The sequence below is a fragment of the Mycolicibacterium parafortuitum genome, assembly GCF_010725485.1.
GTDB lineage: Bacteria > Actinomycetota > Actinomycetes > Mycobacteriales > Mycobacteriaceae > Mycobacterium.
This window is the reverse complement of sequence record NZ_AP022598.1, coordinates 296,965-317,645: the sequence shown is the minus strand read 5'-3', so window position 1 is coordinate 317,645 and position 20,681 is coordinate 296,965. Positions and strand designations below refer to the sequence as shown.

Sequence of the window (20,681 nt, the reverse complement as noted above, 5' to 3'; positions counted from 1 at the left end):
AACCCCCGGTAAGAATGAAAAAGCCCCCGCCGGATGAGGATACACAACAAGGCCTTTGCGAAGGGACAAAAAGTCGGCGCGACGGCCAGGTCGTCGATCTGCCGCCAATTCAGCCGTACCGGCGTGCCGACGCGGTCATGGCTCTACCATTCGCGTCGTGACCGATCGCAGAGCGCAGACATCCGATACCAATGACGAACTGAAGGTGTCGCGTACGCCTCAGAAGGTCACCCGCACGACCTCCCCGCTTACCCCAATCGCGTTGCTGGTAGCGCTGATTGCGGTCGGGCTCGCCGTGTGGGCACTGCTGAGCATCCCCGAACAGCAGTCCGTGTCGGCCACCGGAGCGCCGCTGACCGGTAATGCGAAAGAGCGTGTCTGCACCGCCGCCCACGTCGTTTCGATGGGTGTGCAGCTTCAGACCAACGCGAACATGGGGCCGGAACCGGCGGCTGTCGAGGCGGTCGCGGCCAACGCGCGGCTGGCGATGCTCGGTGGCGGCGAGTATCTGCTCGGTCAGATCAGTGAGGACACGCCGCAGGAGCTCTCGGATGCGGCGCGCAAGTTCGGTACGACGCTGCAACTCATCGGCGTGAACGCGCTGGCCGGTGCGACCAACGACGACGAGCTGCAGGCCGGCCGGATGCGTGAGGCCGAGGCGGCCCAGAAGGATCTGGCCAGGATCTGCAGCGCGTAGCCCGTATTACAGTTCTTGTGCGATTGTTCGTTTGATGTAACAGTGGAGGCATGTCGGACACGCATGTCGTCACCAATCAGGCCCCGCCGCTGGAGGACTTCAACCTCGCCGCATCCCCGGTGCTGGCCGAGGCGCTGATCCGGGAAGGCGGGGAGTGGGGGGTCGACGAGGTCGCCGAGCTCGGGGCGCTCGGCGGCAGCGTCGCCGCCCAGCGGTGGGGCGAACTCGCCGACCGTAACCAGCCCGTGCTGCACACCCACGACCGCTATGGCCATCGTATCGACGAGGTCGAGTACGACCCGGCCTACCACCAGTTGATGTCCGTCGCGGTGGGCCACGGCCTGCATGCCGCACCGTGGGCCGACGACCGTCCCGGCGCGCACGTGGTGCGCGCGGCCAAGACGTCGGTGTGGACCCCGGAACCCGGCCACATCTGCCCGATCTCGATGACGTATGCCGTCGTGCCCGCGCTGCGGCACAACCCGGACCTTGCCGCCGTCTACGAGCCGCTGTTGACCAGTCGCGTCTACGACCCCGAACTCGCGGTGCCCGCCACCAAGGCCGGCATCACCGCGGGTATGTCGATGACCGAGAAGCAGGGCGGCTCCGACGTGCGTGCGGGCACCACGGAGGCGACCGTCAACGGGGACGGCACGTACTCGCTGCGCGGCCACAAGTGGTTCACCTCGGCGCCGATGTGCGATGTGTTCCTGGTGCTGGCCCAGGCGCCAGGCGGGCTGAGCTGTTTCTTCCTGCCGCGGGTGCTCCCCGACGGCACCCGCAACCGCATGTTTCTGCAGCGCCTCAAGAACAAGCTGGGCAACCACGCGAACGCGTCCAGCGAGGTCGAATACGACGGCGCGACCGCGTGGCTGGTCGGCGAGGAGGGGCGCGGGGTCCCGACCATCATCGAGATGGTCAACCTGACCCGCCTCGACTGCACACTGGGCAGCGCCACCAGCATGCGCAACGGCCTGATGCGCGCCGTGCACCACGCCCAGCACCGGACGGCCTTCGGCGCCTATCTGATCGACCAGCCGCTGATGCGCAACGTGCTCGCCGACCTGGCCGTCGAGGCCGAGGCGGCCACCATGCTGGCGATGCGGATGGCCGGTGCCACCGACCACGCGGTCCGCGGCGACGAGCGGGAAACCCTGCTGCGCAGAATCGGTTTGGCCGCCGCGAAGTACTGGATCTGCAAGCGGGCCACCCCGCACGCGGCCGAGGCGATGGAATGCCTTGGCGGCAACGGCTACGTGGAGGACTCCGGAATGCCCCGGCTGTACCGGGAGGCCCCGCTGATGGGCATCTGGGAGGGCTCCGGGAACGTCAGCGCGTTGGACACGTTGCGCGCCATGGCCACTCGCCCCGCCTGTATCGATGTGTTGTTCGACGAGTTGGAGACCACCGCGGGCCACGACCAGCGGCTGGACCGCCACGTCGCCGGCCTCCGGCCGCAGCTCGGCGACCCGGAGTCGATCCAATACCGCGCGCGTCAGGTCGCCGAGGACATCTCGCTCGCGCTGCAGGGCTCGCTGCTGGTGCGCCACGGCCACCCGGCGGTGGCGGAGGCGTTCCTCGCCAGCAGGCTCGGCGGCCAGTGGGGCGGTGCGTTCGGCACCCTGCCGACCGGCCTCGATCTCGCCCCGATCATCGAGCGCGCCCTCGTCAAGGCCTGATCGCATGCGCATGACCGCGCGGTCGGTGGTGCTCAGTGTCATGCTCGGCGCACACCCGGCGTGCGCGACAGCCGCCGAATTGATCAGGCTCACCGCGGATTTCGGAATCCGGGAGCCGACGGTGCGGGTCGCGCTGACCAGGATGGTCGCCGCCGGGGACCTGGTGCGCTCCGAGGACGGCTACCGGCTCTCGGAGCGCCTGCTGACCCGGCAGCGCCGCCAGGACGACGCCATCAGCCCACGGTCGCGCGACTGGGACGGCAGCTGGACGACGCTGATCGTCACCAGCGTCGGCGGCGATGCACGCACCCGGTCCGCACTGCGGAACGCCCTGCAGGACAAGCGTTTCGGAGAGCTCCGCGAAGGAGTCTGGCTGCGGCCGGCCAACGTCGACGTCGAACTCGGCGAGGAGATCGCCACCCGGGTGCGCGTCCTGTCGTCGCGCGACGTCGCGCCGGCCGAACTCGCGGCCACGCTGTGGGACCTGACCGGCTGGGCGCAGAAAGGGCGGCACATGCTCTCGGAGATGGCCGCCGCGCAGGACGTGCCCGGGCGCTTCGTCGTCGCCGCGGCGATCGTGCGGCACCTGCTGACCGATCCGGTACTGCCCGCCGAGCTGCTGCCCGCCGGCTGGCCTGGTGCGGCGGTGCGGGCCGCCTACCACGACTTCGCCGCCGAGATGATCGCGCGGCGTGACGGTATCGAGCTGACGGAGGCCGGATGAGCATCAGGGTGGAGCGCAATGGTGCGGTGACGACGGTCGTGATGAACCGGCCCGAGGCGCGCAACGCCGTCGACGGACCGACCGCTCTGGAGCTCTACGAGGCGTTCGGCGAGTTCGACTCCGACGACACCGCGTCGGTGGCCGTGCTGTGCGGGGACAACGGAACCTTCTGCGCGGGTGCCGATCTCAAGGCGATGGGCACCGACCGGACCAATCCGCTGCACCGCACCGGACCCGCGCCGATGGGGCCGAGCCGGATGGTGCTGTCGAAACCGGTGATCGCGGCGATCAGCGGCTACGCGGTCGCGGGCGGCCTCGAGCTGGCGTTGTGGTGCGATCTGCGGATCGTCGAACAGGACGCCGTGATGGGCGTGTTCTGCCGGCGCTGGGGGGTGCCGTTGATCGACGGCGGCACCGTGCGGTTGCCGCGGCTGATCGGGCACAGCCGGGCGATGGACTTGATCCTGACCGGCCGCGCCGTCGATGCCGACGAGGCGCTGGCGATCGGGCTGGCCAACCGGGTGGTGCCGACCGGACAGGCGCGGCAGAAGGCCGAGGAGCTGGCAGCCGAGCTCGCGGAGCTACCCCAGCAGTGCCTGCGCTCGGACCGGATGTCGACGCTGACCCAGTGGGGGATGCCGGAGGCCGATGCGATGGACGTCGAGTTCGGCAGCCTGTCCCGGGTCGCGGCCGAGTCGCTCGAAGGTGCGGCGCGCTTCAGCGCGGGTGCGGGACGGCACGGCGCCAGGGCTAACCCTTCGTGACGCTGTTGTTGGTCCCGGTGTCGTTGATCGCCGGGTCGCCGTCGCGGTAGGTCACGGTGTTGTTGAGGCCGACAACGGACAGCCGTCCGTCGACCCGCTCGATGCTGATCTTGTTGTCGGCGCCGCCGACGTTGACGTTCGAACACGTCCCGATCACCGTCAGGCTGTTGTTCGAGCCGCCGATGTTCAACGCCTTGCCGTCGGCGCAGTCGATCTCCGCGGTCGTGCCCAACGACCCGTAGTTGATCGTGTTACCGATCTCGACCTGCGCACCGGACGTCCCCACCGTCGCGGACGGGTCGTCACCACCGCCAGCACCGCATCCCGCGAGTGCGAGGGCGATCGTTGCGCAGGCACAGGCGAGGGGGCGGGCTGTCATACCTAGGCGGGTACCCGATTGATCTGGTTTGTCATCCCCAGTTCGCGACCGCGGTCCCAGACGAACGGCGAGCCGTTCTTGTACAGCACCTTCTGATCCCAGCCGTAGACGGTGATGTCGTTGACGACGTTGTCGGCAACGATCAGATTCGACGAACCCTGGACCGTGACCGCGTAGCACTCGCCGAGGGCGAACACCTGATTTCCGTTACCGTTGACGAAAAGTGTCGAGCCCTTGCAGTCCACCGTGCGCACCACGCCGACGCCGGTGATGTGGGTGTCGCCGTTCTCGGCCTGCGCCACCGGTGACGTGGACATCAGCGCGGCAGAGGCCGCCAAAGCACTCACGGCCAGTACTCGTCTCGCAGCGGTAGCAGTCACACCGGAAGCCTACGACGTCGCTCGCTCGCGCTGTCGGGGATCACGCGGACGAGTACCGTGAGCGTCGATGCGTCAACGTGTGGTACGGGATCGCATGCGGATCCTGATGGTGGCGGTCATGGTGACGGCGACCGCTGCCGGCTGCGCGCAGACCGTCTCCGGGACCGCGCAGCGGGCCGATGCCGGTGTCCCCGATCCGGACCGCAGCTACGGCTACGTGGACGACCGGTGCGGGCTGCTGGAGAACACCACCGTCCAGGAACTGCTCGGCGCCGAGTCGGTGACGCGGCCCTACAGCGGAGCGGTCTGCCAGTACGTGCTGTCCCGGAAATCCCCGGCCGCGACCGTCGACGTCGTCTACTCCTGGTTCGACATGGGCGCGCTGGACCGCGAACGCGACGTCGCCGTCGCCCGCGGCGCCGTCGTCACCGACATCGTCGTCGAGCGCCACCCGGCGTTCCTGGCCCGCCGCGACGTCACCGGAGCGGCCTGCTCGGCCAGCGCCGCGGCAGGCACCGGCGTGCTGAGTTGGTGGGTGCAATACCGCGGCCAGGCGGCCGGAGACCCGTGTGCCGAAGCCCAGAAACTCCTCGCGGCCACGTTGCGCTCGGATCTGTAGAGATGCCCGCGAGATTCACCGCCCGCCTCGCCGCGGCGCTGGCCTTCGGTGTGCTGCTCGGCGGGTGCTCCGACGAGGGCGAGACCGGCGAGGAGTCGGCGACACCCGGGCCGGCCGCCACGGGGGAGGGCTTCCGGAGCGCGGACTGCAACGGGGTCACCGACGCCGACATCACCGATGTCGCCGGGCCGGGGCTCTACCGGCCCGCGGTGGTCAGCGACGCCGGCTGCTTCTGGCAGGAGGACACCATGATCGACGACTTCGGCGCCGGGATGGGCATCTCCACGTGGTGGTACCGCGGCAGCGACATGGCCACCGAGCGCGGCCTCGAGGAGCTCGCCGGCCGGACGCTCGTCGAGTTGTCGATGGACGACAACCAGGGCTTCAAGGCCTACGACGACACCGCGTGCAGCATCTATGTCGCCAAGGGCGGGGACGTGATCACCTGGTCGGTGCAGACCATGAACTCCGAGACGATGCCCGACCTGTGCCCGATGATCGAACAGCTGGCACGGCTCAGCCAGGACCGCGTGAACTAGAGTCACTCGCTGACCCGCCACCGGGTCACCGTTGATCGGGGGGTGGATACATGGCAGCTCGGCCGCCGCGCACGGCGAAGCTGAGCCGTGACTCCATCGTCAACGCCGCGCTGACGTTCCTCGACCGGGAAGGCTGGGACGCGCTGACGATCAACGCGCTGGCCAACCAGCTCGGCACCAAGGGCCCGTCGCTCTACAACCACGTGCACAGCCTCGACGACCTGCGCCGCACGGTGCGTATGCGCGTCGTCGGCGACATCATCGACATGCTCAACACGGTCGGGCAGGGCCGCAGCCCCGACGACGCGGTGATGGTCATGGCCGGCGCCTATCGCAGCTACGCCCATCACCACCCCGGCCGGTACTCCGCGTTCACCCGGATGCCGCTGGGCGGCGACGACCCCGAGTTCACCGAGGCGACCAGGGCGGCGGCCGCGCCGATCATCTCCGTGCTGGCCAGTTACGGCCTCGACGACGAGGCCGGCTTCTACGCCGCACTGGAGTTCTGGTCGGCCATGCACGGATTCGTCCTGCTGGAGATGACGGGCGCGATGGCAGGCATCGACACCGACGCGGTGTTCTCCGATATGGTCATGCGACTTGCCACTGGCATGCGCTCGCGCTGAACTTTTCGGGGATCCGCAGGTCAGCGGGTTTTGTTGAGGTATGCGGCCCTGGTATTGTGGACGATCGTGCCTGGCAAATAGGGCGCTTGTGTCCTTCGCGGGGCATCAGCATGCCTGCACGCCGGGCTGATTCGCATGTCCCGCCCTCGTGGGGTGCCTTGGAAATTATCCGAGAAACCGCGGCGGCCGCGTGCGACACGCCCGGACGCGGGGGAACCGCCGCGGGCATAACAGCAGTACAGAGAACTTAAGAAGCAAGTAGCACCACAGTCGACAGACTGACGAGGAACACAGAAAGCCGGTACATGCCAACCATCAACCAGCTGGTCCGCAAGGGTCGCCGCGACAAGGTCGCCAAGGTGAAGACGGCGGCCCTCAAGGGCAGCCCGCAGCGTCGCGGCGTGTGCACTCGCGTGTACACCACGACCCCGAAGAAGCCGAACTCGGCGCTTCGTAAGGTCGCGCGCGTGCGCCTGACCAGCGCGGTCGAGGTCACCGCCTACATCCCGGGTGAGGGTCACAACCTGCAGGAGCACTCGATGGTGCTGGTGCGCGGTGGTCGTGTGAAGGACCTCCCCGGTGTGCGCTACAAGATCATCCGCGGGTCTCTGGATACCCAGGGCGTCAAGAACCGTAAGCAAGCCCGCAGCCGTTACGGCGCGAAGAAGGAGAAGAGCTGATGCCGCGCAAGGGACCCGCGCCCAAGCGTCCGTTGGTCAACGATCCGGTCTACGGGTCGCAGCTGGTCACCCAGTTGGTCAACAAAGTTCTGCTTGACGGGAAGAAATCGTTGGCCGAGCGCATTGTTTATGGCGCGCTCGAGCAGGCTCGCGAGAAGACGGGCACCGATCCGGTGGTCACCCTCAAGCGGGCCATGGACAACGTCAAGCCGTCGCTCGAGGTGCGTAGCCGCCGTGTGGGTGGCGCGACCTACCAGGTTCCCGTCGAGGTCCGTCCGGACCGTTCGGTGACCCTGGCGCTGCGCTGGCTGGTCAGCTTCTCGAAGGCCCGTCGTGAGAAGACGATGATCGAGCGCCTCGCGAACGAGATCCTCGATGCGAGCAACGGTCTCGGTGCCGCCGTCAAGCGGCGCGAAGACACCCACAAGATGGCCGAGGCGAACCGCGCCTTCGCGCACTACCGCTGGTGATCAAAGACGCCGGTGACGTAGCTGCGCCGGCGTCCGAACAAACCAACCAAGCAAGCGAAAGAGTGGGAAACTAGCCGTGGCACAGGACGTGCTTACCGACCTGAGCAAGGTCCGCAACATCGGCATCATGGCGCACATCGATGCCGGCAAGACGACGACGACCGAGCGCATCCTCTACTACACCGGTGTGAACTACAAGATCGGTGAGACGCACGACGGTGCCTCCACGACGGACTGGATGGAGCAGGAGCAGGAGCGGGGTATCACGATCACCTCGGCTGCGGTGACCTGCTTCTGGAACCAGAACCAGATCAACATCATCGACACCCCGGGGCACGTCGACTTCACCGTCGAGGTGGAGCGCTCGCTGCGAGTTCTCGATGGCGCCGTAGCCGTGTTCGACGGCAAAGAGGGCGTGGAGCCGCAGTCGGAGCAGGTCTGGCGCCAGGCCGACAAGTACGACGTGCCGCGCATCTGCTTCGTCAACAAGATGGACAAGCTCGGTGCGGACTTCTACTTCACCGTTCGCACCATCGAGGAGCGCCTCGGTGCCCGGCCGCTGGTCATCCAGCTGCCGATCGGCGCCGAGAACGACTTCATCGGCATCATCGACCTGGTCGAGATGAAGGCCAAGGTGTGGCGCGGTGAGACCGCCCTCGGTGAGAAGTACGAGGTCGAGGAGATTCCGGCCGACCTCGCCGAGAAGGCCGAGGAGTACCGCACCAAGCTCATCGAGACCGTCGCCGAGACCGACGAGGCGCTGCTCGAGAAGTACTTCGGTGGCGAGGAACTCTCCATCGACGAGATCAAGGGCGCGATCCGCAAGCTGACCGTGGCCAGCGAGCTGTACCCGGTGCTGTGTGGCAGCGCGTTCAAGAACAAGGGCGTGCAGCCCATGCTCGACGCGGTCATCGACTACCTGCCGTCGCCGCTGGACGTCGAGTCCGTGCAGGGTCATGTGCCCAACAAAGAAGACGAGATCATCACCCGCAAGCCGTCGACCGACGAGCCTTTCTCGGCGCTGGCGTTCAAGATCGCGGTGCACCCGTTCTTCGGCAAGCTGACCTACGTGCGCGTGTACTCGGGCACCGTGGAGTCCGGCTCGCAGGTCGTGAACTCGACCAAGGGCAAGAAGGAGCGCCTGGGCAAGCTGTTCCAGATGCACGCCAACAAGGAGAACCCTGTCGAGCGTGCGTCGGCCGGCCACATCTACGCCGTGATCGGTCTGAAGGACACCACGACCGGTGACACCCTCTCCGATGCCAACGATCAGATCGTCCTCGAGTCGATGACGTTCCCGGATCCGGTCATCGAGGTCGCCATCGAGCCCAAGACCAAGAGTGACCAGGAGAAGCTGGGCACCGCGATCCAGAAGCTCGCCGAAGAAGACCCGACCTTCAAGGTGCACCTGGACCAGGAGACCGGCCAGACCGTCATCGGCGGCATGGGCGAGCTCCACCTGGACATCCTGGTCGACCGCATGCGCCGCGAGTTCAAGGTCGAGGCCAACGTCGGTAAGCCGCAGGTCGCCTACCGCGAGACCATCAAGCGCAAGGTCGAGAAGGTCGAGTTCACCCACAAGAAGCAGACGGGTGGCTCCGGCCAGTTCGCGAAGGTGCTCATCGACCTCGAGCCGTTCATCGGCGAGGACGGTGCGACCTACGAGTTCGAGAACAAGGTCACCGGTGGCCGCATCCCGCGCGAGTACATCCCGTCGGTGGATGCGGGCTGCCAGGACGCGATGCAGTACGGCGTGCTGGCGGGCTACCCGCTGGTGAACCTCAAGGTCACCCTGCTCGACGGCGCCTTCCACGAGGTCGACTCGTCGGAAATGGCGTTCAAGGTGGCCGGCTCCCAGGTGCTGAAGAAGGCCGCTCAGGCCGCCCAGCCGGTGATCCTGGAGCCCATCATGGCCGTCGAGGTCACCACCCCTGAGGACTACATGGGTGACGTGATCGGCGACCTGAACTCCCGCCGTGGTCAGATCCAGGCCATGGAGGAGCGCAGTGGTGCCCGTGTCGTCAAGGCGCAGGTTCCGCTGTCGGAGATGTTCGGCTACGTCGGAGACCTTCGGTCGAAGACCCAGGGCCGGGCCAACTACTCCATGGTGTTCGACTCGTACGCCGAAGTTCCGGCGAACGTGTCGAAGGAGATCATCGCGAAGGCGACGGGTCAGTAGAGCATCGAAGGCCGCTTGCGGCCGAGGCGCGCCACTGAGCCGGAGCCGAGCAACGAGCGACGCGAAGGCGACGGGTCAGTAACCGGTAAGTTCGCAGACTGCACAACTGAACACATCAACACACCTGCTTAAGTAAAAGCACCAACAAGTCCAGGAGGACACAGAAGTGGCGAAGGCGAAGTTCGAGCGGACGAAGCCGCACGTCAACATCGGGACCATCGGTCACGTTGACCACGGCAAGACCACTCTCACTGCAGCGATCACCAAGGTGCTGCATGACCAGTACCCCGATTTGAACGAGTCGCGCGCATTCGACCAGATCGACAATGCGCCCGAGGAGCGTCAGCGCGGTATCACGATCAACATCTCCCACGTGGAGTACCAGACCGAGAAGCGTCACTACGCGCACGTCGACGCCCCCGGTCACGCTGACTACATCAAGAACATGATCACCGGTGCCGCGCAGATGGACGGCGCAATCCTCGTGGTCGCCGCCACCGACGGCCCGATGCCGCAGACCCGCGAGCACGTGCTGCTGGCCCGCCAGGTCGGCGTGCCCTACATCCTGGTCGCGCTGAACAAGGCCGACATGGTCGACGACGAAGAGCTCATCGAGCTCGTCGAGATGGAGGTCCGCGAACTGCTGGCCGCCCAGGACTTCGACGAGGACGCCCCGGTCGTCAAGGTTTCGGCCCTGAAGGCGCTCGAGGGTGACGAGAAGTGGGTCAAGTCGGTCCAGGAGCTCATGGCCGCGGTGGACGAGTCCATCCCGGACCCGGTCCGCGAGACCGACAAGCCGTTCCTGATGCCCGTCGAGGACGTCTTCACGATCACCGGCCGCGGCACCGTGGTCACCGGTCGCGTCGAGCGTGGCGTGATCAACGTGAACGAGGAAGTCGAGATCGTCGGCATCCGTCCGACCGTCACCAAGACCACGGTCACCGGTGTCGAGATGTTCCGCAAGCTGCTCGATCAGGGCCAGGCGGGCGACAACGTCGGTCTGCTGGTTCGTGGCATCAAGCGTGAGGACGTCGAGCGTGGCCAGGTTGTGGTCAAGCCCGGCACCACCACGCCGCACACCGAGTTCGAGGGCAGCGTCTACATCCTGTCCAAGGACGAGGGTGGCCGCCACACGCCGTTCTTCAACAACTACCGTCCGCAGTTCTACTTCCGTACCACGGACGTGACCGGCGTGGTGACCCTCCCCGAGGGCACCGAGATGGTGATGCCCGGTGACAACACCGACATCGCCGTCAAGCTGATCCAGCCCGTCGCCATGGACGAGGGCCTGCGCTTCGCGATCCGCGAGGGTGGCCGTACCGTCGGCGCCGGCCGCGTCACCAAGATCATCAAGTGATCTAGGTTCAACGCTACGAAGTGGCGCTCACCCGAAAGGGTGGGCGCCACTTTCGTTTTGCGGCCCTGTAACGACCTCCGGGAGGGCCGCGATGTACCTGGCGACGGCTGTCGAGGGGTCGGCCGGGAAGTAAAGGTTCACGTTTTGAGAAGCATCACCAGTGGCATTGTGAAGGGCGCGGCCGCGCTCGCGGCGTCGGTTCTGACGGGCGGCGTGGCCATGCTCGGCCTGTCGGCCGGGGTCGCGACGGCGCAGCCTGTGCAGCCCGGCTGCCCGGACGTGCACTGGATCGGTGCCGCCGGTTCCGGCGAGCGGACGGCCGCGTCAGCCGCGGACGGCGGGATGGGCCGTGTGGTTGCCAAGTCCTATCGCGACTTCGCCGCGCTGATCCAGCAGAGCGGGCGCACCATCACCGCCGAGGCGGTGAACTACCCGGCCGTCGAGGTCCCCGAAGACGGCGGAATCCTGGACTGGGCCGGCTTCATGGGCAGCGTCGACACCGGTGCCACAGCGCTGGGTCAGCAGTATCAGGCGTTCGTCGCGCAGTGCCCGACCTCGCAGGTCGTGCTCGCCGGCTATTCGCAGGGCGCGATGGTCGTCCATCGCAACCTGCACGCGCTCGACCCCAGCCCCAATCTCGCCGCGGCGCTGCTGATCGCCGACGGCGACCGGTTGCCGCAGGACCCGACCATCAACATCGGTTCGGTCGTCAACGTGCCGGGTGCGGGCAAGGGCGTCGCCCAGGACTGGCCGATCCTCGCGCACGCGCCCGCGCCACTGCCGGTGACGATGGGTGTCCGCACGATCAGCGTCTGCAACATCGGTGACGCGGTCTGCGACTACGACCCGGACGCCGAGGACGAGATGAACCCGGCCGCGGTGGCCGTGCACACCAGCTACGCCCGCAAGGTCGCGGCGATGGATCCGTGGACCCCGCCGCTGTATCAGCTCGTCACGCAGCGTTCCGCGCCCGCGCCGGTCGCGCTTCCTCTGCAGGTAACCGCCGGTCCGTAGGCCGCCTGTCGGCGATAATCACCGCATGGCCACCTTCTGGCGCTATGTGAAGACGCAGCTGTTCGTGCTACTGTGCGGCATCGTCGGTCCGATCTTCCTGGTCGCCTACTTCGCGCTGGGCGCCGACCCGACGATGAAGTGGATGTTCTGGACGGGTCTGCTGATCACCGCGGCCGACGTCCTGATCGCGCTGGCGATCACGGGCTTCGGTGCCCGCTCGGCGGCCAAGAAGCAGGCGCTGGAGGCCACCGGCGTGCTGGCGCTGGCGCAGGTGGTCGGCATCCACGAGACCAACACCAGGATCAACGATCAGCCGTTGGTGAAGCTGGACCTGTAGGTGTCGGGACCCGGGATCACGCCGTTCGCGACACAGGATCAGGTGGTCGCGTCGGTGTCCAGGCTGCCGATGATCACCAGCCGGAAGCTGGTCGCCCTCGTCGACCCGGTCACCAATGACTATCAGATCGACTGGCAGAGAAGCGCTTTGGTGAGCGGAATGATGCCCGCCAGCTTCACCATCGGTGAGGACGACCGAACCTACGATCTGACCGGACAGACCGAGCCGCTGATGGAGATTCTGCAGGTGCTGAAGTCCCACGGCATCGGCTTCGACAGCACGATCGACCTGCGCTCCAACCCGGCCGCCCGCCAGCAGGTCCAGGCCGTCGTCCGGCGCGCCGCCGTGCAGGTTCCGCCGGCGGCGCCCGCGGCCGAACCCACCGCCGCGCAACGCCTTCAGCAGCTGGAAACCCTGCACGCCACCGGTGCGATCACCGACGCCGAGTACGCCGCCAAACGCCAGGAGATCATCGCCGACCTCTGATCCGGCGAAAAGGCAGCGTCTGCCAGTTGATCTTTGTACGTTCCCTTTCGTACGCTCCGGTCTGGTACCGGAAGGGGACGGACGGTGACGGAGATTTCTCCGGCCGGCGTCATTCGCCGACCAACGATTGGCGATTCCCTACTGCCTCTGGTTCTTCTTGAGCGCCGGACCGCGAGTCCGGCGCTCAGTGTCCTCTACGGGTTCACCGGACTCCGGATCGTGCCCGCCGATTCCGCCGCCAGGGAGTCGTCATGACCGCTACCGACACCGCCACCAGGGACCAGAAGGTCAGCCTGCCGACACTGACCGCCATGGTCATCGGGTCGATGATCGGCTCGGGGGTGTTCTTGCTGCCGCGCCGGTTCGGAACTGAGGCCGGTGTCGCGGGCGCACTGATCGCCTGGACCATCGCCGGTGTGGGAATGCTGATGCTGGCCTTCGTCTTCCAGCGGCTGGCCACCCGCAAACCGGATCTGGACGCCGGCATCTACGCGTATGCCAGGGCCGGTTTCGGTGACTATGTCGGGTTCAACTCCGCGTTCGGGTTCTGGGCGTCGGCGTGTGCGGGGAACACCTCGTACTGGGTGCTCATCATGGCGACGACGAGTGCGCTGTTCCCGGCGCTCGGCGCCGGGGACACGGTGTACGCCGTCATCGCGTCCTCGGTCGGGGTGTGGCTGTTCTTCTACCTGATTCTGCGCGGGGTCAAGGAGGCTGCGGTCATCAACCGGATCGCGACCTTCGCCAAGGTCATTCCGATCCTGGTGTTCATCGTCATCGCACTCATCTCGTTTCAAGCCGACGTCTTCACCGGGAACTTCTGGGGCGGCGACGGGGTCTACTCCTGGACGTCGTTGTTCGAGCAGGCCAAGGGCACGATGCTGATCACCGTCTTCGTGTTCCTCGGCATCGAGGGCGCCAGCGTCTACTCCCGCTTCGCGCGTAAACGCGAGGACGTCGGACGCGCGACGGTGATCGGCTTCCTGTCCGTGCTGGCGGTCTTCATGCTCGTCACGATGTCCTCCTACGGTGTGATGCCGCAGTCCGAGCTCGCCGAGGTGGACCAGCCGTCGATGGCATCTGTGCTGGAATCCGTTGTCGGCGAGTGGGGGTCGGTGTTCATCCGGTTGGGTGTGATCCTGTCGGTGCTGGGCGCGTACCTGGCGTGGACGCTGATGGCCGCCGAGATCCTCTACATTCCCGCCAAGGCCGACGACATGCCCAAGTTCCTGGCCCGGGAGAACGCCAACGGGGCTCCTGTCACCGCGCTGATCATGGCCGGCGGCCTGGTGCAGCTGCTGCTGATCGTGCTGCTGTTCGCGTCGAACGCGCTGGACTTCATGCTGGACCTGACTGCCGCGCTGGCGCTGATCCCGTACCTGCTGGCCGCCGGGTACGCGCTCAAGCTCACCGTGACCCGCGAAACCTACGGCGACAGAAGATCTCTCATACCGGACATGGTGATCTCCGCGGTCGCCACGGTCTACACGCTCTTCCTGGTCTATGCCGCGGGGCTGGACCACCTGATGCTGTCCTGCATCCTCTACGCGCCCGGTGCGGTGCTGTACGTGATCGCGCGCCGGGAGCGGGGTCTGCGGGTGTTCACGCCCGCCGAAGCCGTGCTGTGCGGCCTGATCATGGCCGGCGCCGTAGCCGGCATCGTCGGGTTGACCACCGGCGCCATCGAAATCTAGTCCAGCGGAAAGGTATACGACATGACCAAGCCCTCCGGCGCGTACGGTGTGCACTCCGAGGTCGGCAAGCTGCGCAAGGTGCTGGTGTGCTCGCCCGGTCTGGCGCACGAGCGGCTCACCCCGACCAACTGTGACGACCTGCTGTTCGACGACGTGCTGTGGGTGCAGAACGCTCGTCGCGACCACTTCGACTTCGTCGACAAGATGCGCGACCGCGACGTGGAGGTCGTGGAGCTGCACGACCTGCTCACCGAGACGATGGAGATCCCGGATGCCAGAACGTGGTTGATGGACCGCAAGATCGTCCCCGACGAGGTGGGCCCGGGTCTGGTCGAGGACACCCGTGGCTTTCTGGACTCGCTGACGCCGCGCCGGCTCGCCGAGCTGCTGATCGGCGGGATGTCGATTCGTGACCTGCCTGCCGACCTCGGCGGCGGTTACCGGGCCCTCGCGCGGGAGGACAACGGGGTCACCGAGTACCTGATGCCGCCGCTGCCGAACACGCTCTACACCCGCGACACCACCTGCTGGATCTACGGCGGGGTCACCTTGAACCCGCTGTTCTGGCCGGCCAGACATGACGAGACGCTGTTGATGAAGGCTATCTACGAGTTCCATCCGGACTTCGTCGGGTCGGCCGTGTGGTGGGGCGACCCGGAGCGTTCGACCGGGCTGGCGACGTTCGAGGGCGGGGACGTGCTGGTGCCCGGCAACGGGGTGGTGCTGATCGGGATGAGCGAGCGGACGTCGCGGCAGGCCATCACGCAGGTGGCCGCCGCGCTGTTCGCGAACGAGGCGGCCGAGCAGGTGATCGTCGCAGGGATGCCGAAGCTGCGCTCGGCGATGCACCTGGACACCGTCTTCACCTTCGCCGACCGCGACGTCGTCACCGTGTATCCCCAGATCGTGGACAGCATCGTGCCTTTCACGCTGCGACCTGCCGACACCGCGACCGGGGTCGAGGTCGTCGAGGACACCAAACCGTTCCTGGAGGTGGTGGCCTCCGCGCTGGGGCTCCCGGAATTGCGGGTGGTCGAGACGGGTGGCACCCGGTATGACTCGGAGCGTCAGCAGTGGGACAGCGGCAACAATCTCGTCGCGGTGGAGCCCGGGGTGGTGTTCGCCTACGACCGCAACACCCACACCAACTCGCTGCTGCGTAAAGCCGGTATCGAGGTCATCACCATCGTCGGCGCCGAACTCGGCCGTGGCCGCGGCGGCGGGCATTGCATGACCTGCCCGCTGATCCGCGATCCCTAGAACGCGTTCTAGTTTCGGCTGTTAGCCTGATCGCCATGACATCAGGTGCACCCCTGGAAGGTCGCGTCGCGCTGGTTACCGGCGCCGCGCGCGGGCAGGGCCGCGCGCACGCGGTCCGGCTGGCCGGCGACGGCGCCGACATCATCGCGATCGACGTCTGCAAACCGGTCTCGGATTCGATCACCTACCCGATGCCGACCTCGGAGGATCTGGCCGAGACGGTGCGCCTGGTCGAGGCGACGGGCCGCAAGGTGCTGGCCCGCGAGGTCGACATCCGCGACCTGGCCGCCCAGCAACAGGTGGTCGCCGACGGCGTCGAGCAGTTCGGCCGCCTCGACGTCGTCGTCGCCAATGCCGGGGTGCTGAGCTGGGGCCGCATCTGGGAGATGTCCGAAGAGCAGTGGGACACCGTCGTCGACGTCAACCTCAACGGCACCTGGCGCACCATCCGCGCCGCGGTGCCCGCGATGATCGAAGCGGGCAACGGCGGCTCGATCATCATCGTCAGCTCCTCGGCCGGCCTGAAGGCCACCCCGGGCAACGCGCATTACGCGGCGTCCAAGCACGGCCTGGTCGCGCTGACCAACGCGCTGGCGCTGGAGGCCGGCGAGTACGGGATCCGCGTCAACTCCATTCACCCGTACTCGATCGACACCCCGATGATCGAGAAGGACGCGATGATGGAGATCTTCTCGAAGTATCCGACGTTCCTGCACAGCTTCGCGCCGATGCCGTTCAAACCCGTTGCCCGCGACGGGAAGCCGGGGCTTCAGGAGTTCATGACGGTCGAGGAGGTCGCCGACGTGGTGGCCTGGCTGGCCGGGGATTCGTCGATGACGATCTCGGGCTCCCAGATCGCCGTGGACCGCGGCACCATGAAGTACTAGCTCAATACCTCGGCGAATCGGTCGACGGCCCAGTCGATCTCGTCGGCGGTGATCACCAGTGGCGGTGCGAACCGCAACGTCGATCCGTGGGTGTCCTTGACGAGCACGCCGCGCTCGGCCAGTCGCAGGCCGACCTGCTTGCCGGTGCCCAGCGCGGGGTCGACGTCTACGCCGGCCCACAGGCCTCTGCCGCGCACCGCGAGCACACCACGGCCGATCAGAGCGGTCAGCCTGGCATGCAGGTGCGAACCGAGTTCGGCTGAGCGCCTCTGGAATTCGCCGCGCTCCAGGATTGCGACGACGGTGCGCCCGATCGCGGCGGCCAAGGGATTGCCGCCGAACGTCGAGCCGTGCTCGCCGGGATGCAACACTCCGAGGACGTCTCGGTCGGCGACCACCGCCGAGACCGGTACCACGCCGCCGCCGAGCGCCTTGCCCAGCAGGTAGACGTCGGGCACCACGCCCCAGTGGTCACACGCGAAGGTCCGACCGGTGCGGGCCAGACCGGACTGGATCTCGTCGGCGATCATCAGCACATTGCGTTCGGTGCACAGCGCTCGGACCCGCGGCAGGTAGTCGTCGGGCGGCACGATGATGCCGGCCTCACCCTGGATCGGTTCCAGCAGAACGGCGACGGTGTCGTCGTCGATCGCACGCGCCAGCGCATCGGCGTCCCCGAACGGTACGGACCGGAATCCGGGCGTGTAGGGGCCGAACCCGCGGCGCGCGGTGTCGTCGTCGGAGAAGCTGATGATCGTGGTGGTGCGGCCGTGGAAGTTGTTGTGCGCCACGACGATGTTGGGGATACGCGCGCCGCGGACGCCCTTGACGTCGGCGCCCCACTTCCGGGCGACCTTGATCCCGCTCTCCACGGCCTCGGCGCCGGAGTTCATCGGCAGCACCATGTCCTTGCCGCACAGCCCGGCGAGCGCCTCGCAGAACGGTGCGAGCTGATCGGAATGGAACGCGCGGCTGACCAGCGTCACCGCATCGAGCTGAGCGTGTGCGGTCGCGATGATCTCCGGGTGGCGGTGCCCGAAGTTGACCGCGGAGTATGCGGCGAGGCAGTCGAGATAGCGCCGGCCCTCGACATCGGTGATCCACGCGCCCTCGGCACCGGCGGCGACGACGGGCAACGGCGCGTAGTTGTGCGCGACGTGCCGGTTCTCGCTGGCGATCAGTGCGTCGGTCATCGTGTGCATTGCTGTCATCCGAACACCTCCAGCGTGCAACATTTCACCGAACCGCCACCTTTGAGCAGTTCGGAGAGGTCGACCCCGACCGGCCGGAAGCCCGCGCGCGTCAGTTCTTCGGCGAAGCCGCTCGCCGCGGCGGGCAACACCACGTTGAGGCCGTCCGAGACGACGTTGAGGCCGAGGACGTACGCGTCGGCGCTGGCGACCTGGATCGCATCGGGGAACATCCGCGCGAGCGCCGCCCGGGATTCCTCCGAGAACGCCGGCGGGTAGTAGGCGACGGTCGCGTCGTCGAGCACGGCGAGCGCGGTGTCAAGGTGGTAGAACCGCGGGTCCACGAGCTGCAGGCCGGCCACCGGCATCCCGACGTGCGCGGCGACCTCGTCGTGGGCGCGCCGATCGGTGCGGAACCCGTACCCGGCCAGCAGTATGTCGCCGACGGTCAGGAAGTCGCCCTGGCCTTCGTTGACGTGCCGCGTCTGGAACGGTTCGTAGCCGTTGCGCCGCATCCAGTCGGCGTAGGCGACAGCCTCGCCCGCGCGTTCGGCATGGGCGAACCGGGCGACCGCGGCCCGGCCGTTGACGACGGTCCCGCCGTTGGCCGCGTAGACCATGTCGGGCAGGCCCGGGATCGGGTCGATGACCTCGACGCTGTGGCCGAGGGCGAGGTATGTCTGCCGCAGCGCCTCCCACTGGGTGACGGCGCGGTCGGTGTCGACGGGGGAGGACGCGTCCATCCAGGGGTTGATGACGTATTCGACGGTGAAGAACGTCGGTGCCGTCATGAGGTAACGCCGGGGCCGGGCGGTGCGGACCGGGGCGAGGCCGGCCCGTGGTTCGGTCGCGGCGATGTCCATCGTCATAAAACCCACGATAGGAACGGCACGTCACGCAATCAATCGACGATTCATGCGTGTCTACGCTAGGTTTATTGCGCTATCAGGTGTTCTGTGGCGTTTTGTTGCGTGGGGCGGGGTATGGAGCGTCTGGACGAGACCGACGAGCGGATCCTGGCGGAACTGGCCGACAACGCGCGGGCCACATTCGCCGAGATCGGGCTGATCGTGAACCTGTCGGCACCCGCGGTGAAGAGGCGGGTCGACCGCATGCTCGACAGCGGTGTGATCAGGGGGTTCACCACGGTCATCGACCGCAACGCGCTGGGCTGGTCCACGGAGGCGTACGTGCAGGTCTTCTGTCACGGCACGATCGCTCCGGCGGAGCTCAGGGCCGCCTGGCGCGATATCCCCGAGGTGGTCAGCGCCGCGACCGTGACGGGGACCGCCGATGCGATGCTGCATGTACTCGCCCGCGACATGCGTCACCTGGAGGAAGCGCTCGAGCGGATCAGGGCGAGCGCCGACGTCGAACGCAGCGAGAGCATCGTGGTGCTGTCGAACCTCATCGAGCGCGCTCCGGGCTGAGCGCGTACCCGCGGGGTGGCGCACACTCTCAGTGCGGGATCGTGTAGAAAGCCCACGTGACCACATCAGAGGTTCCCGGGCCCGGCGTCGTCATCGTGGGCGGTGGACTGGCCGCCGCACGGACGGCCGAGCAGTTGCGCCGTGCCGAGTACTCCGGCGCGATCACCATCGTCAGCGACGAGGACCATCTGCCGTATGACCGGCCGCCGCTGTCGAAGGAAGTGCTGCGCGCCGAAACCGACGACGTCACCCTCAAGCCGGCCGAGTTCTATGCCGAGAACAACATCACGGTGCTGCTCGGCAACGGCGCGAAGTCGGTCGACACCGAGGCCAGGACCCTGACGTTGGCCGACGGATCCGAGCTGTCCTACGACGAACTCGTCATCGCCACCGGTCTGGTGCCCAAACGCATCCCGTCGTTCCCCGACCTGCCGGGCATTCATGTGCTCCGTAACTTCGACGAGAGCCTCGCGCTGCGCCAGGACGCGAAGGCCGCCAAGCGCGCTGTGGTGGTCGGCGCCGGGTTCATCGGCTGCGAGGTCGCGGCGAGCCTGCGCAAGCTTGGCGTCGAGGTCACCATCGTGGAACCGCAGCCCGCTCCGCTGGCATCGATCCTCGGGCAGCAGATCGGCGATCTCGTCACCCGGTTGCATCGTGCCGAGGGCGTCGACGTCCGTTGCGGCGTCGGCGTTTCCGAGGTGAGCGGTGACGACCGGGTGCGCAAGGTGACATTGAGCGACGGCACCGAACTCGACACCGACGTCGTCATCGTCGGTATCGGTTCGCATCCCGGCACGGGATGGCTGGAGGGCAGCGGCCTCGAACTCGACAACGGTGTGGTGTGCGACGAGACCGGACGGGCCAGCGCGCCGCATGTGTGGGCGATCGGCGACGTCGCGTCGTGGCGCGACCATGTCGGAGGTCAAGTACGCGTTGAGCATTGGAGCAACGTCGCCGACCAGGCGCGGGTGCTGGTGCCGACCATGCTGGGACAGGAACCGCCTGCGGCGGTGTCGGTTCCGTACTTCTGGAGCGACCAGTACGACGTCAAGATCCAGGCGCTGGGCGAGCCGGAGGCCACCGACACGGTGCACATCGTCGAGGACGACGGACGCAAGTTCCTCGCCTACTACGAGCGCGACGGCGTGGTCGTCGCGGTGGTCGGCGGCGGATTCCCCGGCAAGGTCATGAAGACCCGCGCGAAAATCGCTGCCAAAGCGCCGATCTCGGATCTGCTCGGCTGAGACTGCAGAAAACAGGGCCACCTCCTTGTGGGAGGTGGCCCTGTTT

General features: G+C 67.2%; 21 protein-coding genes and 1 pseudogene. 18 read left to right on the top strand and 4 right to left on the bottom strand.

Annotated elements, in window-relative coordinates:
• Positions 1-157: 157 nt before the first annotated feature.
• Genes NTM_RS01520 through NTM_RS01505 form a run of 4 tightly spaced genes read left to right on the top strand, consistent with a single transcriptional unit; the run spans position 158 to position 3,864 of the window.
• A complete protein-coding gene (locus NTM_RS01520) occupies positions 158-697 on the top strand; it encodes a hypothetical protein (RefSeq protein WP_163765218.1) in 540 nt (179 codons plus the stop codon).
• A 50-nt stretch (positions 698-747) separates the two neighbouring features.
• Positions 748-2,376, top strand: coding sequence for an acyl-CoA dehydrogenase family protein (locus NTM_RS01515; RefSeq protein WP_163765217.1), 1,629 nt, complete (start codon positions 748-750; stop codon positions 2,374-2,376).
• A 4-nt stretch (positions 2,377-2,380) separates the two neighbouring features.
• On the top strand, positions 2,381-3,100 hold the full coding sequence (locus NTM_RS01510) for a PaaX family transcriptional regulator C-terminal domain-containing protein (RefSeq protein WP_104862127.1): 720 nt from the start codon (positions 2,381-2,383) through the stop codon (positions 3,098-3,100).
• On the top strand, positions 3,097-3,864 hold the full coding sequence (locus tag NTM_RS01505) for a crotonase/enoyl-CoA hydratase family protein (RefSeq protein WP_179963864.1): 768 nt from the start codon (positions 3,097-3,099) through the stop codon (positions 3,862-3,864). The genes NTM_RS01510 and NTM_RS01505 overlap by 4 nt, the downstream gene beginning before the upstream one ends.
• Here the strand turns inward: NTM_RS01505 and NTM_RS01500 are convergent.
• Together NTM_RS01500 and NTM_RS01495 are read right to left on the bottom strand one after the other, a co-directional pair.
• Positions 3,851-4,243 carry a DUF3060 domain-containing protein gene (locus NTM_RS01500; protein ID WP_104862128.1) on the bottom strand — a complete coding sequence of 131 codons (393 nt, stop codon included), beginning with the start codon at positions 4,241-4,243 and terminating at the stop codon, positions 3,851-3,853. The genes NTM_RS01505 and NTM_RS01500 overlap by 14 nt on opposite strands.
• Positions 4,244-4,245: 2 nt before the next feature.
• The gene (locus NTM_RS01495) at positions 4,246-4,560 is read right to left on the bottom strand and encodes a DUF3060 domain-containing protein (protein WP_104862129.1); all 315 of its coding nucleotides are present in this window, start codon (positions 4,558-4,560) and stop codon (positions 4,246-4,248) included.
• Between the two features lie 130 nt (positions 4,561-4,690).
• On the opposite strand from NTM_RS01495, the gene NTM_RS01490 reads away from it, so the two are divergent.
• The 12 genes and pseudogenes from NTM_RS01490 (at position 4,691) to NTM_RS01435 (ending at position 16,771) form a co-directional block, all read left to right on the top strand.
• Positions 4,691-5,242 carry a DUF3558 domain-containing protein gene (locus NTM_RS01490; protein WP_104862130.1) on the top strand — a complete coding sequence of 184 codons (552 nt, stop codon included), beginning with the start codon at positions 4,691-4,693 and terminating at the stop codon, positions 5,240-5,242.
• Between the two features lie 2 nt (positions 5,243-5,244).
• Positions 5,245-5,781: a DUF3558 domain-containing protein gene (locus NTM_RS01485; protein ID WP_104862131.1), complete on the top strand. Its 537-nt coding sequence runs from the start codon at positions 5,245-5,247 to the stop codon at positions 5,779-5,781.
• Between the two features lie 50 nt (positions 5,782-5,831).
• Positions 5,832-6,407, top strand: coding sequence for a TetR/AcrR family transcriptional regulator (locus NTM_RS01480; RefSeq protein ID WP_104862132.1), 576 nt, complete (start codon positions 5,832-5,834; stop codon positions 6,405-6,407).
• 305 nt (positions 6,408-6,712) lie between these two features.
• The gene (gene rpsL / locus NTM_RS01475) at positions 6,713-7,087 is read left to right on the top strand and encodes a 30S ribosomal protein S12 (RefSeq protein ID WP_019514018.1); all 375 of its coding nucleotides are present in this window, start codon (positions 6,713-6,715) and stop codon (positions 7,085-7,087) included.
• On the top strand, positions 7,087-7,557 hold the full coding sequence (gene rpsG, locus NTM_RS01470) for a 30S ribosomal protein S7 (protein ID WP_011895901.1): 471 nt from the start codon (positions 7,087-7,089) through the stop codon (positions 7,555-7,557). The genes rpsL and rpsG overlap by 1 nt, the downstream gene beginning before the upstream one ends.
• Before the next feature lie 76 nt (positions 7,558-7,633).
• Positions 7,634-9,736 (top strand): elongation factor G, encoded by a 2,103-nt coding sequence (gene fusA, locus NTM_RS01465; protein WP_104862133.1) that lies wholly within the window; start codon positions 7,634-7,636, stop codon positions 9,734-9,736.
• 166 nt (positions 9,737-9,902) lie between these two features.
• Entirely contained in the window at positions 9,903-11,093 is a 1,191-nt protein-coding gene (tuf, locus tag NTM_RS01460) for an elongation factor Tu (protein WP_011895899.1), read from the top strand.
• Between the two features lie 219 nt (positions 11,094-11,312).
• Positions 11,313-12,107 (top strand): cutinase family protein, encoded by a 795-nt coding sequence (locus NTM_RS01455; RefSeq protein WP_163769336.1) that lies wholly within the window; start codon positions 11,313-11,315, stop codon positions 12,105-12,107.
• Between the two features lie 25 nt (positions 12,108-12,132).
• Positions 12,133-12,930: pseudogene (locus NTM_RS01450) on the top strand (SHOCT domain-containing protein).
• Between the two features lie 251 nt (positions 12,931-13,181).
• The gene (locus NTM_RS01445) at positions 13,182-14,624 is read left to right on the top strand and encodes a basic amino acid/polyamine antiporter (protein WP_163765216.1); all 1,443 of its coding nucleotides are present in this window, start codon (positions 13,182-13,184) and stop codon (positions 14,622-14,624) included.
• Positions 14,625-14,645: 21 nt separating this feature from the next.
• Positions 14,646-15,884: an arginine deiminase gene (arcA, locus tag NTM_RS01440; RefSeq protein ID WP_163765215.1), complete on the top strand. Its 1,239-nt coding sequence runs from the start codon at positions 14,646-14,648 to the stop codon at positions 15,882-15,884.
• A 35-nt stretch (positions 15,885-15,919) separates the two neighbouring features.
• On the top strand, positions 15,920-16,771 hold the full coding sequence (locus NTM_RS01435; protein ID WP_163765214.1) for a mycofactocin-coupled SDR family oxidoreductase: 852 nt from the start codon (positions 15,920-15,922) through the stop codon (positions 16,769-16,771).
• On the opposite strand, the gene rocD is transcribed toward NTM_RS01435, so the two are convergent.
• A complete protein-coding gene (gene rocD, locus NTM_RS01430) occupies positions 16,768-17,982 on the bottom strand; it encodes an ornithine--oxo-acid transaminase (RefSeq protein WP_163765213.1) in 1,215 nt (404 codons plus the stop codon). The genes NTM_RS01435 and rocD overlap by 4 nt on opposite strands.
• A complete protein-coding gene (gene ddaH, locus NTM_RS01425) occupies positions 17,979-18,824 on the bottom strand; it encodes a dimethylargininase (protein WP_435405116.1) in 846 nt (281 codons plus the stop codon). Before ddaH ends, rocD begins: the two co-directional genes overlap by 4 nt.
• Positions 18,825-18,944: 120 nt before the next feature.
• Here ddaH and NTM_RS01420 point away from each other — a divergent pair, with 120 nt between their 5' ends.
• Together NTM_RS01420 and NTM_RS01415 are read left to right on the top strand one after the other, a co-directional pair.
• Entirely contained in the window at positions 18,945-19,391 is a 447-nt protein-coding gene (locus tag NTM_RS01420) for an Rv2324 family transcriptional regulator (RefSeq protein WP_104862138.1), read from the top strand.
• A 56-nt stretch (positions 19,392-19,447) separates the two neighbouring features.
• Positions 19,448-20,635 carry an NAD(P)/FAD-dependent oxidoreductase gene (locus NTM_RS01415; protein WP_104862139.1) on the top strand — a complete coding sequence of 396 codons (1,188 nt, stop codon included), beginning with the start codon at positions 19,448-19,450 and terminating at the stop codon, positions 20,633-20,635.
• Positions 20,636-20,681 lie beyond the last annotated feature (46 nt).

Bases quoted from the DNA above. Each gene is read 5' to 3' on its own strand.
- rpsG (WP_011895901.1), top strand. From the start codon at position 7,087: ATGCCGCGCAAGGGACCCGCGCCCAAGCGTCCGTTGGTCAACGATCCG.
- NTM_RS01435 (WP_163765214.1), top strand. From the start codon at position 15,920: ATGACATCAGGTGCACCCCTGGAAGGTCGCGTCGCGCTGGTTACCGGC.
- NTM_RS01445 (WP_163765216.1), top strand. From the start codon at position 13,182: ATGACCGCTACCGACACCGCCACCAGGGACCAGAAGGTCAGCCTGCCG.
- rpsL (WP_019514018.1), top strand. From the start codon at position 6,713: ATGCCAACCATCAACCAGCTGGTCCGCAAGGGTCGCCGCGACAAGGTC.
- ddaH (WP_435405116.1), bottom strand. From the start codon at position 18,824: ATGGACATCGCCGCGACCGAACCACGGGCCGGCCTCGCCCCGGTCCGC.
- NTM_RS01490 (WP_104862130.1), top strand. From the start codon at position 4,691: ATGCGTCAACGTGTGGTACGGGATCGCATGCGGATCCTGATGGTGGCG.
- NTM_RS01455 (WP_163769336.1), top strand. From the start codon at position 11,313: ATGCTCGGCCTGTCGGCCGGGGTCGCGACGGCGCAGCCTGTGCAGCCC.
- arcA (WP_163765215.1), top strand. From the start codon at position 14,646: ATGACCAAGCCCTCCGGCGCGTACGGTGTGCACTCCGAGGTCGGCAAG.
- NTM_RS01515 (WP_163765217.1), top strand. From the start codon at position 748: ATGTCGGACACGCATGTCGTCACCAATCAGGCCCCGCCGCTGGAGGAC.
- NTM_RS01500 (WP_104862128.1), bottom strand. From the start codon at position 4,243: ATGACAGCCCGCCCCCTCGCCTGTGCCTGCGCAACGATCGCCCTCGCA.
- NTM_RS01505 (WP_179963864.1), top strand. From the start codon at position 3,097: ATGAGCATCAGGGTGGAGCGCAATGGTGCGGTGACGACGGTCGTGATG.
- NTM_RS01420 (WP_104862138.1), top strand. From the start codon at position 18,945: ATGGAGCGTCTGGACGAGACCGACGAGCGGATCCTGGCGGAACTGGCC.
- NTM_RS01495 (WP_104862129.1), bottom strand. From the start codon at position 4,560: ATGTCCACGTCACCGGTGGCGCAGGCCGAGAACGGCGACACCCACATC.
- NTM_RS01485 (WP_104862131.1), top strand. From the start codon at position 5,245: ATGCCCGCGAGATTCACCGCCCGCCTCGCCGCGGCGCTGGCCTTCGGT.
- rocD (WP_163765213.1), bottom strand. From the start codon at position 17,982: ATGACAGCAATGCACACGATGACCGACGCACTGATCGCCAGCGAGAAC.
- NTM_RS01510 (WP_104862127.1), top strand. From the start codon at position 2,381: ATGCGCATGACCGCGCGGTCGGTGGTGCTCAGTGTCATGCTCGGCGCA.
- NTM_RS01480 (WP_104862132.1), top strand. From the start codon at position 5,832: ATGGCAGCTCGGCCGCCGCGCACGGCGAAGCTGAGCCGTGACTCCATC.